7 protein-coding genes are annotated in these 12,621 nt (G+C 40.6%); 2 read left to right on the forward strand and 5 right to left on the reverse strand.

Annotated elements, in window-relative coordinates; genetic code table 11:
* Positions 1–64: 64 nt before the first annotated feature.
* Positions 65–367 carry a HigA family addiction module antitoxin gene (locus EZ456_RS01825; RefSeq protein WP_131526778.1) on the reverse strand — a complete coding sequence of 101 codons (303 nt, stop codon included), beginning with the start codon at positions 365–367 and terminating at the stop codon, positions 65–67.
* A 68-nt stretch (positions 368–435) separates the two neighbouring features.
* A complete protein-coding gene (locus tag EZ456_RS01830) occupies positions 436–744 on the reverse strand; it encodes a type II toxin-antitoxin system RelE/ParE family toxin (RefSeq protein WP_131526779.1) in 309 nt (102 codons plus the stop codon).
* 386 nt (positions 745–1,130) lie between these two features.
* On the opposite strand from EZ456_RS01830, the gene EZ456_RS01835 reads away from it, so the two are divergent.
* Positions 1,131–4,199, forward strand: coding sequence for a glycosyl hydrolase (locus EZ456_RS01835; protein WP_205945005.1), 3,069 nt, complete (start codon positions 1,131–1,133; stop codon positions 4,197–4,199).
* A 76-nt stretch (positions 4,200–4,275) separates the two neighbouring features.
* A complete protein-coding gene (locus tag EZ456_RS01840; protein WP_131526780.1) occupies positions 4,276–5,781 on the forward strand; it encodes a glycoside hydrolase family 43 protein in 1,506 nt (501 codons plus the stop codon).
* Positions 5,782–5,854: 73 nt separating this feature from the next.
* Here EZ456_RS01840 and EZ456_RS01845 read toward each other — a convergent pair whose 3' ends face one another.
* The 3 genes from EZ456_RS01845 to EZ456_RS01855 all read right to left on the reverse strand — a co-directional run bounded on the left by EZ456_RS01845 (position 5,855) and on the right by EZ456_RS01855 (position 12,401).
* Positions 5,855–6,676: an MOSC domain-containing protein gene (locus tag EZ456_RS01845; RefSeq protein WP_131526781.1), complete on the reverse strand. Its 822-nt coding sequence runs from the start codon at positions 6,674–6,676 to the stop codon at positions 5,855–5,857.
* 206 nt (positions 6,677–6,882) lie between these two features.
* On the reverse strand, positions 6,883–9,243 hold the full coding sequence (locus tag EZ456_RS01850; protein WP_131526782.1) for a mechanosensitive ion channel family protein: 2,361 nt from the start codon (positions 9,241–9,243) through the stop codon (positions 6,883–6,885).
* Between the two features lie 383 nt (positions 9,244–9,626).
* On the reverse strand, positions 9,627–12,401 hold the full coding sequence (locus EZ456_RS01855; RefSeq protein WP_225876448.1) for a substrate-binding domain-containing protein: 2,775 nt from the start codon (positions 12,399–12,401) through the stop codon (positions 9,627–9,629).
* Positions 12,402–12,621: the final 220 nt, after the last annotated feature.

The raw sequence follows: 12,621 nt of genomic DNA on the forward strand, positions 1-12,621 counted from the left end.
TCCCTGCAATTGTACATGTAGATAACTAAATAATTAGCCCGTATTGATTTACGGGCTATCTTTTTTAAGCAAATTCATTTTGTTGTTCTTGTATTCTGGCAATCTGCAAATCATAAGCGGTTTGCAGATTATACCAGTACTCAGCACTGATACCCAATTGCTTTTCAATTTTGAGCGCAAGTTGTGCAGAAATGTTTCTTTTGCCTGCAAAAATAAGGCTTAAATTATTGGGAAAAATATCTAAAGCTTCTGCAAAATCTTTTTTGACAATGCCCCTTTCTTCTATTTCTTCCAATAAAAACTCCCCTGGATGGAAAGCCTGAATTTCAATTTCAGCACCTTTAGAATTAAAGACCTGATTATTCATGATTTGTGGTATTAAATATTGCCTCAGCTCCCGAAAGCTGAGGCAATATTGTGACGGCCAGAGGCCAATTAAGCATAATGGTTATTGATTTCTTCAATTATCATTATTTCAAGACGATCATCTTTTCCGATTTCAAAAATAAGCCGGTAAGCTTTATTTAAACGGATAGAATACTTATCCTTGAATTTCTTCTCTTTTAACTTTTCGAAGTGCAGGGATTTGATTTGTCTCAGATCCTGCGTTCCTTTTGCACCCTTAACCTGAAAAATTCTCTTTTTGTAAGCAATTACTACTTCTTCTGGGAATTTAGGTTTTCCGGTAAATTTTTTGTTTTCAGCGAGCTCCTCCAGATACTCGTCTCGAAAATGAATTTCCATAATCTACGTTTTAATTTTTTTGTCTACCATTCTGTAATTCTCCTATTTTATTCGTTCACAATAAGTTTTTTAACTCTATAATAACTGTTTGTTTAGTGGTTACAATTATTATATAGTAAATGTATAAAAAATATATTTATTATCATTATTTGATAATTATCTATTTTTGATAATTATCAAATAATGATAAATTGATGACTTTTTTGATGTTGATATTTTAAATTATATTTATCAAAAACCGCAAAATAAAATGCATTTCGGTAAAAACAGCTGATCTGAATTATGATATATTTGTTAATAAAACGATTTACTTGCAGATTGCTTAATGAAGTAGTGCCACATTTGGCGTAAGCTGATTTTTAACCAAATATAAGATATACCGAAAAATGAAAGCGCTCAACTATTCAAACCCCATGGCATTTTTGAGAAATAAATATGTTTATCTGATTTTATGCTTTTTTGCGACCAACGTTGTAAAATCGCAGATCAATGTGCCAAAACAGCGTGTAAGTGAAATGAAGGCTAACTTCCTCCTTCCAAAGGATAGCTATAAACCTGGGGTATACTGGTATTTTATGGATGGGAACCTTTCTAAAGAATCGATAAGCAAAGATCTCGAATCCATGAAAAAAGCCGGTATCGGTAACCTGGTTTTTCTGGAAGTTAATGTGGGTATACCCCGCGGCAAAGTAGATTTTTTAAGCAAGCAGTGGATCAATCTTTTTGCACATGCAGAAAGAGAAGCCAGGCGGCTTGGCATCGAGATCACTTTAGGTATTGGACCGGGATGGACAGGAAGCGGTGGGCCTTGGGTAAAAGCCGAGGAATCTATGCAGCACCTTGTTTCCAGTCAGGTAGTGGTTTCATCGGCAGATAAAGGCAAGATTATATTGCCAGTCCCTAAGCCAAAAAGGCCATTTTTCGGTGAAGACAATCTTACCGTTGATTTTAAAAAGGACTGGATGGCTTATTATAAGGATGTGGCGGTGCTAGCTTTTCCTTTTGAAGAACAAATAACCAAAATAGCGGATATTGATGAAAAGTCCCTTTACTACCGTGCACCTTATAGTTCTGGAACGGTAAAACCCTATCTTCCCTCTCGAATTGCCATGCAGACAGGAAAAGGCATAGAAAAATCAGCTATTTTAGATCTCACTTCCAAAATGTCTTCAGATGGTGCGCTGAACTGGACGCCGCCTTCCGGTAAATGGACGGTTATGCGCTTTGGTGCACGCAATAACGGGGCGATAACCAGGCCGGCACCCGTTCCGGGTCTTGGCTTTGAATCTGATAAATTCGATACCCTTGCGTTAAACCATCATTTGGATACCTATGTGGGTAAACTGTTAGGTAGTATAAACAAAACCAGGAAGGATATCCCGGGTGGGCTTAAGCGGCTGCATATGGACAGCTGGGAAATGGGCGCACAGAACTGGACAGGCAATTTTAGGCTAGCTTTTATCAAAAGCAGGGGCTACGATCCGCTAAAATATTTTCCTGTCTATTCAGGGAATGTTGTAGGTAGTTTGCAAGAAAGCGAACGCTTTTTATGGGACCTGAGAGAGACTGCTCAGGAACTTATTCTGAAAAACCACGCAGAACAGGTAAAAGCTTATGCGCATCGTCATGGCTTATCCCTTTCCATTGAGCCTTATGACATGAACCCAACCGCTGATCTTCGGCTTGGGGCGGTGGCAGATGTACCCATGGCCGAATTCTGGAGTAAGGGATTTGGATTCAATTCTACTTATAGTGTTATTGAGGCCACTTCGATAGGTCATGTGATGGGGCATTCGCTTATTCCGGCAGAAGCTTTTACCGCTCAGGATAATGAAGGTTGGAAACAACATCCAACCAGCATGAAAAACCAGGGAGACTGGGCATTTGCAGCTGGGGTGAACCGCTTCGTATACCACACCTTTCAGAATCAGTTTTTGCCAGATTCGCTCAAACCTGGGGCAACGATGGGGCCATATGGTGTACACTGGGATAGAAACCAGACCTGGTGGCCCATGGTAAATGCTTATCATGCCTATGTAAGCAGATGCCAGTACCTGTTGCAGCAGGGAAGAACCGTTGCCGACATTCTTTATCTTACTCCCGAAGGTTCACCGCATGTTTTTGTCCCTCCTTCTTCAGCGCTGAGAGGCGATACCCTGGCCGACCGCAGCGGTTATAATTTTGATGGGTGTGCGCCTGCACAGCTTATGAAAGCGTATGTAGAAAACCGCTATATTGTATTTCCAAGCGGTGCCAGATACCGCATACTGGTACTCCCCGAAAGTGAAACCATGACACCCGAACTGCTTACCAAGATTTCATCACTGATCAGTAATGGCGCAACCGTTATCGGCAACCCACCAAAGCGTTCACCGAGTTTGATAGGTTATCCCGGTTGTGATCAGCAGATTAAAAAGATCGTTCGCGAAATATGGGGGCAGGGGCAATTGCCCAAAACACAGGAGGCAAAACATTACGGTAAAGGAACAATCATCTGGGGAGAAGCGTTGCGTAAACAACAGGACCATCTTTATCCTCATTATGGGCAAACAGCTGAGCTACTGCATAAATTACCATTGGAAGAGGATTTCGTTACAATGGCGCCTGTAAGATATACCCATCGTACCAACGGGAATTGGGACATTTATTTCCTTTCTAATACCAGCGATAGCGCTATCAGTTTTAAAGCTGCTTTCAGGTCGGTAAAAGGCGCTCCGGAGATTTGGGATGCGGTTACTGCTAAGATTAAACAGGTAAGTGATTTCACTGTTACGAAAACAAAAACGATGATCCCGATAGCATTGGCGCCTTATCAGAGCTGCTTTGTGGTGTTTTCTAAGGAAAATCGCAATATGCAGGTAGCTGGTCTGCATGAAACACAGCACCAGGAACTGCTCACCCTCAAAGGACCATGGGGAGTGAGTTTTGACCCGAAATGGGGAGGACCAGAAAAAGTGGTTTTTGATTCCCTGTCTGATTGGTCTAAAAATAAACTTGAAGGCATCAAATATTATTCGGGGATTGCGGCCTACCACAAAACTTTTGATTTTAAAGCAGGTAAGCTTAAAGGAGAAACCTATCTGGAGCTTGGAAAGGTGAAGAACCTTGCCCGTGTAAGTCTTAATGGAAAAGTGGTTGGCGTGTTATGGACGTCGCCTTGGAAAATCGATATTTCCGCTCAGGTTAAACCAGGGAAAAACGAACTCATTATAGAAATTGCCAACCTTTGGGCTAATCGGCTGATCGGTGATGAAGCAAAACCCGATGATGGGATTGCCGGTGGCCAATGGCCGCAATGGTTGTTAAGCGGCAAGCCACGAACCAGTGGCAGATTTACCTTTACCACATCTAAGCAATACAGTTCAGATTCACCTTTATTGGAATCCGGACTTTTAGGTCCGGTCCGGATTATAAATGAAAGCATAAATATCAAAAAAGAAGTTAAACTCAGGTGATGTCCCTTTAGCGCTATAACAATTTTGAAATCGTGCCAGCAACTGGCCTTTAGTACAAAAAAAACTAAATAATAAAATGAAGTCTTTAAAATACCTAATATTAGCGATAACAGTTAAACTGCTCCTGATCGCGAATCTTTTATCTGCACAGGTTGTTATAGCGCCGGTAATTGCCGGAGATTTTGCCGACCCTTCCATCATCAGGGCCAATAACCAGTATTATGCCATCGGTACTTCTTCCGAATGGGCACCACATTTTCCTATTTATACTTCTAAGAATTTACTCGACTGGAAGCAGTCCGGATATGTTTTTGACCATGCACCCCAATGGACTTCGGGTTCGTTCTGGGCGCCGGAATATGACTATCATGACAAAACCTATTTCATCTATTATACCGCAAGGCGAAAAAGCGACAACGTTTCATGCATTGGCGTGGCAATTTCTAAATTTCCAGACCGGGGCTTTGTCGATAAAGGTGTAATAATCGATTACGGTAAAGAGTCGATCGATGCATTTGTTTATCTCGATGGTGCTACAAGATATATTACCTTTAAAGCATATGGCCTTGATAAGCGGCCAATTGAAATTTTGGCTTATAAACTTTCGCAGGATGGTCTTCACATCGAAGGGGAACCTTTTTCGCTGCTTAAAGATGAACAGCGCATCGGTCTGGAGGGGCAGAGTATCCTGAAAAAAGATGGGTATTACTATCTTTTTTATTCTGCAGGAAACTGTTGTGGTGCGCAATGTGATTACAATGTAAGGGTTGCCAGATCAAAATCATTTGCCGGACCATATGAACTTTATCGGGCCAATCCCTTATTGGCAGAGAATGCGTACTGGAAATGTTCTGGTCACGGTACTTTTGTGAAAACAGCAGATGAAAAAAGTTATTACCTCTATCACGCCTATGATAAAAATACCAATGTTTTTAGCGGCCGGCAGGGCATGCTGGCGCAATTGGTGTGGCCACAAAAAAATGCATGGCCGGCACTCAAAGCGCAAAGTGGACCAAACATTAATAATGATCTGAAAATTATCTTTACCCAATCCAATATCGATAAAAAATGGCAGTGGGATTTTAGGAACTCCTCTCCAAAAATTTCACAACTTAATGGCCAGATCCATTTATCGGGCGATATTAAAAAAGATAACCTAAGCGGAATCGCATTAACCGTTAGACCGGTATCAGGAGTTTTTGAAGTAACCACAAAAGTTAAAAATACAAACGATGCCTTAAAAGGTCTGGTGTATTATGGCGATGCCAATGCTGCTGTAGGCGTGGGTGTAACTGGAGATGAAGTAGAATTTTGGAAGGTAGATAATAAGGGCAGAACTGTGCTCTCGAAAACAAAGCTATCAGCAAAAGGCCAGGTAGAACTTAAAATGAAGGCCATGGCAGATTCAGGCCTGATGGTGTTTTTTAAACAAGGAGATCAGGAATGGGAAAACCTTCCCTCAAAAGAAAAGTTTACTGGTAATTTTTTACCACAATGGGATAGGAGCCCACGTATTGGTCTTCACTTTAAAGGAAATTCAGCGCAAAGGGCCTCTTTTTCATCCTTTGAATTAAAGTATTAAAATTGATCCAGTTGATGAATGTATAGATTTATTAACTGGATCCAGTTTGTATGCTACAGGCCTTTATAGGAAGTTAGTTTTTCCCTTTCCAGTCTATAACCCTTAGTTCATCGCCAACACTGATAATTCCAGTATGCTGATGCAGCAGGTTCTGTCCGAACATGATTTTTTTGCCTACTGTGCGGTAACCGGCCAATGTTCTTAAAGGTTCCTGCCCTTTTTCGCCGGTTTGCTGATCGATGGTAATCAATACGCATCTTGCACATGGTTTTACCGCAGAAAACAGTACCTCGCCAATCTGAAAATTTTGAAAATTGTCTTCAACATGAGGCTCTCCACCTGTAAAAACAAAATTTGGGCGGAAACGGTCCATAAAAATTGGTTCCGTGAGCTTTTCGTTTAGTCCATCCAAAGAAGATTGGCCTATAATCAGACAGGGATAACCATCAGCAAAGCTTACTACCTCTTCATTCAAAGCATAATCCCGATCCACCAATCTCTTTTCAGTCAAAGGCATTTTTACCAATTTAACCTTAAATTTAAGGAAATCAGAAAACCAATCGTTTACGCTTTTATTTACTTCAAGTGCCGTAGCGGTATCGTTCCAAATTACAACAGATATCTGTTCTCCTGTATCTTCATCCAATGAAAAGGATATGCTTTGCTCGGGTGATGTTTTATGAGAAACGGTTAATTTACCATCACTAATATTTACTTGCAGCAGTGCCAGTTCAAAATGTTTCCGCTGGGTAATAAATATGCCTTCTTCATCAACAAGCATCCATCTCCTGTCATACTGGAGCCCTTTCTCTTCGAGCTGGGCTTTTTCAAGTCGAATTCCGCCCAGCGATTTAATGGGATAGATGTTTATTTCGGAAAGGACAAATTTGCTCATGTTGTAAAGGTAAAAAACACATTTTGATTTATCGGTCTAATGTTTTGCTTTAGTGAGTTTCATCCGTGTACGAAAATTCACTTCCTCCGTCATACTGAAGTTGTTTCAGCATCCATCATGCATTTTTACATGTGCTCAAAATCTGAACACATTACGGCCATATGTCCAGATTTAAAGAAAAATTGGACATATTGCAACAATGCTTATTATAAAATTTCGATGTTCTTTTCTTCAAATACCTCAAATATCTGTGCATTAATCATACTTCTGGTTAAGTCGGCTTTAGAAATATCCTTACACCAGAAATAGATGTTAATATTGCTGTTCAGCTTACTTACCGGGCTGATCATAATAATCGGTTCTTTGCTGATAAAAACATTACTGTTCTCTACAATAATTTCTCTGATCAGGTTTACCACTTCGGTAGAATTAAAGGGTTTGGCAATCGATAGAGAAATATCTACCCGCATCTGGTTATTGCTCAGTGTCCAATTGATGATGTTGTTCGATAAAATGGAGCCGTTGGGGATAATAATTTCTGCGCCTTCGTCGCTAAGTAAAGTACTGGAGCGTACGCCGATTTCCTTTACCCTTCCTTTTTTATTGCTCAGCTCCACAATATCGCCTATGCGGATGGTTTTATCAAAAATGAGGATAATCCCCGATACAAAATTGCTTACAATATTCTGTAAGCCCAACCCAATTCCAACACCCAATGCACCAAGAATAACCGTGATTTTATCGATAGGGAGTCCGGAGGCAGCAACAGCGATCATAAATCCTCCAATAAGCAATATCAAGCGGGTTACCAGTAATTTAGATCGCTCTCCTTTGTTATCATCAAAACTATCATCGCCTGTATCGCCAAAGAAATAGGCAATGTACTTCTGCAAAAAGTTGGCAATCCAGATAATACCCAAAAACAATACAATGCCCCCAAAAGTAAAAGAGAAGCTGCCTATAGTTCTTTTTTCAATCAGGATTTCCATTACCGATTCATATAGCCCATTAAAAATATTCAGGTTGGTGGTAAATATCACAAACCAGATTAGGGTAGCACCAATACCCGTAAGCCTTTTAAGTCCGGTAATTACAGGTTGCCAATCAAAATACGCTGGAAATCCCTTACGGATCCTACTGCTTTTCATCTGTAGCAAAAAGGCTTCAACAAATACTTTGGCCAGGATGGTTAACGATATGGCATTTAAAAGGGAGCTTACCCCGGTTGAATAAAAAATCTGCGTGAGCGTAAAGCGGCCAAATAGATTACAAAAGGTGGCAATGATGGCAAAGGCAACATAAATAAAGCCTGTGGTAAGGATCATTTTATACCTTTTGGTTTTCTCATCGAGCATTTTCAATACCATAATACCATAAGCAACGGAACTGGTAGTGAGGAACAGAAGGAGCCAGCGCTGGTACCTTGGTGGCATACCCAAAAGACGTAAGAAAACCGGGGCAAGAAGAAGTACCACAAATATGCACCAGTAGTAAAATAACTTTGAACCTAGCTTTTTACGGAAAAATACAGTGAGCAAAATAGCCAGTATAATCTCTACAGCTTCTATGTAAAGTGCAGGCGCCCTCAGATCGAAGATTGGGGCTAATGCAAAGAGCATGATAAAGGTGATTAAATAAGGCTGCGGACTGATCAGTGAAAAACCATCGAGGGTTTCTAAACGGCCCCGTTGCTTTACGCTTCTAAAATTGAAGAACACCCATAAGAAGAATATGGTACAGGTGAAAAGCAATAAGAGCCGGCTGCTTCTGGTGTACACAAAATAATAGCCAGATATTTCTTGCTCTCCTTTGATAAACCGACGGAAGCCCATACTTTTATTGGCCCTTTTGTTTACCGACTCCCATAAATAACGGCGCTCTTTACCAAAAGCTTTAATGCTCACCGCATCGAGCTGACTATCGGTAAGGTACATTAACTCTTTAATATTGATGAGGTTAGAAGAGGTTCTGGCTTGTAGATTGTTGATTGATAAGGTAGTTGTTCTCAATAAACTATCCATTACCACGCGTTTCTTCTTCAATTCGGCAAACTGATCTTTAAACATAACCTGGATGGCAGGTACTGTAAATACTTTAATCAATACAGTATCCTTACGCAGGTTAAGAATTTCGGTTTTTAAAGCCCGCAACTCCTTTTCATATTCATTAAGATCTAATAAACACGCTTTGTTATTGCTTTGTAGTTCTTCTAACAGGGTTTGGTCCATCAGCAGATTTTGCAGGTTTGGAGATCTGTCGCTTTGCGTTAACCGGCTTTTAAGCAGTGCCAGTGCAGCTTCATCCTGAATTAAATGGGCTTCTATAGGCTTAAGTTTCTTAAATGAGCCAACGGTTGCCGGAACTTTATTAACGGTTTCAAATACTTTTTCCAGGTGTGCGAGATAATCGCCCTTGGTTAATGTAGCAGAATCTGAAAGAATAGATACATCCTGCCCCTTATCTACAGGCTTATCTTTCTGCGCAAACACATGGCCAGAAAAAAATAGGATAAGAAGTAAAGATATTAAGTTCCGGATGGCCGGGTAAAAAGAATTTCGTGTTATCATTGAGCTTAAGCAGTATTGAGTATTATCCTTTATGGGGATATGGGTTTTCAAAAATAGGCATTAGGATTGATTTTTTAATCAGAACGCAACCACTCCAGGATGATGTGTAAGCTTTTAATTCCTGTCTAATAATGCTCAAAATAACATTGCTCTTTTTGAAAAATCTCCTCAGCCCACAACTTGCTCATCAACTTCAGTAATATTTTTAATAATGCGAGTAAGAATAAGGATTCCGGGATTAATTTATTGTAAACTAAAACATGACAGGTTTTATAGTTTTAAAAATATTTTAGCAAACTCGGAAGCTAAAATCCTCTTGTCATTTATACTGACATCTTTTTGCGATAAATCCCTTAACTTAATGACATTACGATAAGGGCCGGCTAAGGAAGGGGAGCCTGCTTTCTCTTGAATTCACTTGGCCTCATACCATATTTTGATTTGAATACGGTAGAAAAATAATTTGGTGAGGAGAATCCAACCATATAAGTAATTTCTGCGATTGTATATCTTTCATTGATCAATAGAAATTTTGCTTTTTTCAGCCTTCTATTAATGATGTAGTCCGTGACACTGCAATCGAGTAAAGCTTTTACTTTCCTATACAGCTGTACCCTTGAAACGCCCAATACTTTGCTGATTTCATCGACGCTGAAGTTCTCATTGCCCAGGTTCTGCTCCACCAGGCCGGAAAAATCGTTCACAAATTTTCTATCCAGGCTCTTTGAAATAGGTTGCCTGTTTCCAGAGCTGATGTCGCTTGTGTAATGGGATTTGAGCAAGAGCCTGTTCTTCATCAGGTTTCTCACAGTCGCAAGTAAATATTCATAATTGAAGGGTTTGACGATATAGGCATCTGCCATACTTTCGAAGCCATTGATTTGCTGTTCCACACTTCCCTGTGCGGTGAGCAGGATAATAGGGATATGCGAGGTGCGGATGTCAGATTTGAGCTTTTCTGTGATCTTTTTTCCTGAAATATCGGGCAACACGACGTCGGAGATGATGAGGTCGGGTACCTGCCCGTAGGCGGAGTTGATCCCATTTTCACCAGTATTTGAAATAAATACTTCGTATTCATCTCCTAGCTTTTCACCCAAATAATGTAAAAGATCCGCATTATCCTCGATAACCAGGATAGATTGTTCCTTTATCTGGTGAAAAGCGCCACTGTTTTTTTCTGCCTGAATATGCTCCAGTTCGCTCGTATAGATTTTTGCATTTTCGTAAAGTTCGTCTCTTTTCTCGCTTTGAGTCTGCTTATCCTCCTCACGAAGGTGTTCGGAACCCAAAGGGAGCGAAACAGTAAAAATCGTTCCATGCCATTTCTTGCTTTCTACGCTAAGCTCACCATGCAAAAGCGTCATCAGTTCTTTGGAAAGGGAGAGGCCCAGCCCCGATCCTTTTTTCGCGTTAGATTCCGCCTGGTAAAAATGTTCAAATATGTGGAGGATTTCTTCCTGGTCCATTCCAGGGCCATTGTCTTCAACCTTGATGTAGACATAGGAACTATCTGTGGTGAGGGCAATGTGGACCTTTCCATTCACAGGAGTAAATTTCAGGGCGTTTGATATCAGATTGAACATGACCTTGTCTAGCATGTTCACATCAAACCAAACCGTTATATCCGATTCTTTAGTGTAGAGTCTCAGATCTATGTTCTGCTTTTTTGCAGCGAGCTGAAAGGTTTCGATGATGTCCGAAAGGAAATCTATCAAATTGTTCGATGTTGATCTTATTCGCATCTTACCGTATTCAATCTTTCTGTACTCAATGAGTTGATTGATCAGACGCAACAGCCGGAAAACGTTTTTATTGATTAGTTTCAGGTTTTTTCCTGCAAGTGCATTAATTTTTTCATTATTAATCAAATCTTCCAGAGGAGAGAGGATCAGGGTTAGGGGGGTACGGAATTCATGGGATATATTGGTGAAAAAGTTGAGCTTGGCTTCGGTAGCCTCTTTGGCCTTTTTAGACATCTCAATAAGTTTGTTTCGTTGGTCCAGAATCTCCAGATTGTTCGCCTCGAGGTTTTTATTTATTTTTCTGTTTTCCAGCAGGGAAAAGAAGGCCAATCCCCCGAAAACCACAGAGAGTACTAAGGTGACAATCGTTACATTCAATATAACTTGCTGGTTCTGGAAAAGCGAACGCTGCTCATAAAGAAGCGATTGCTGGCGCTCAATATCTCTCTGCTGACTGCTGAATTTGTTCCACTGCAGTTTCATCAGTTGCACATTCGATGAATCAATGACCACAGATTGAAGTATGTTTTCTTTGAGTACAGATTCTTTTCCAAGGATGCGGAATGCTGTGGAGATAGCCTCCCTGCCTCCGGTAGGATAGAGCATGCTCGCATCTATAACCTTACTATCGATCATCTGTAGTCCTCCGCCCTGGCCTGGCAAAGCATCAACCCCGACAATGGATATTTTACGCTTTATTCCAAGTTTGCTAATTACTTCGCTGGCTGCTGAGGCCATCTGGTCGTTGTGTGCAAAAATTACATCCGTTGCATCCAGTGCATTTCGCATTTTTAAAAGCTCACGCGCTGCGTGCGACTTTAGCCAATCTCCATAAATCTGATGGGAAATTTTAATATTGCCGGTTTTCTTGAGTCCGTGTGCGAATCCTCTCTCTCTTTCTACTGTGGGAGAAGAACCGGGAAGTCCCATGATTTCCATAATATTTCCCTTTCCTTTAAGAAGGCCGGAAACATACTGCCCCGCCATTTTGCCAATCTGGTAGTTGTCAGCACCTACATACGCAGTATAACCTGAAGATGATGTTTTCCTGTCGATAACAACCACAGGTATACCACTACTATATGCCTGGTCAACAATTGGAGTAAGCGGGCGCGCCTCATTTGGAGAAATGATCAGCAGATCAATATTCATCTTTAATAGTTCGCCAACCTGGGCGATCTGTTTGCTGCTGCTATTGTTCGCATCCTTATAGACTAGTCTGGCACCCGGATGCAAAGAGAGTTCCATTTTCATCTCCTCTAACATCGTCTTCCGCCAAAGATCTGAGCCCACGCACTGTGAAAAACCAATTACATATTCAGTTTCTTTTTTCTTTTCACCGCAACTGCAGAGCATAGCGATAAGAATGATTGAGATAAATATTCTGGAAAGAGTGTGAAACTTCGCGGCCATGTTCATCATTCAAATAATGGGAGAGATTGAATTCCCGGTGATATCTGGTTAGTATCCTTTATAACAATACCTCCTAAAGGTAATGAAATTTGAAAGTTTTAAAAAATGAGGCTTACCGGCTGATCCAACCGGAAGGTTATCCGATGTATCAAAACCTTAATGATGATGTCTAAAAACCATAACTCATCTAAAAAATTAAAATTTATTTTGTGTTAACTAT

This window comes from Pedobacter psychrodurus, assembly GCF_004331735.1.
Lineage (GTDB): Bacteria > Bacteroidota > Bacteroidia > Sphingobacteriales > Sphingobacteriaceae > Pedobacter > Pedobacter psychrodurus.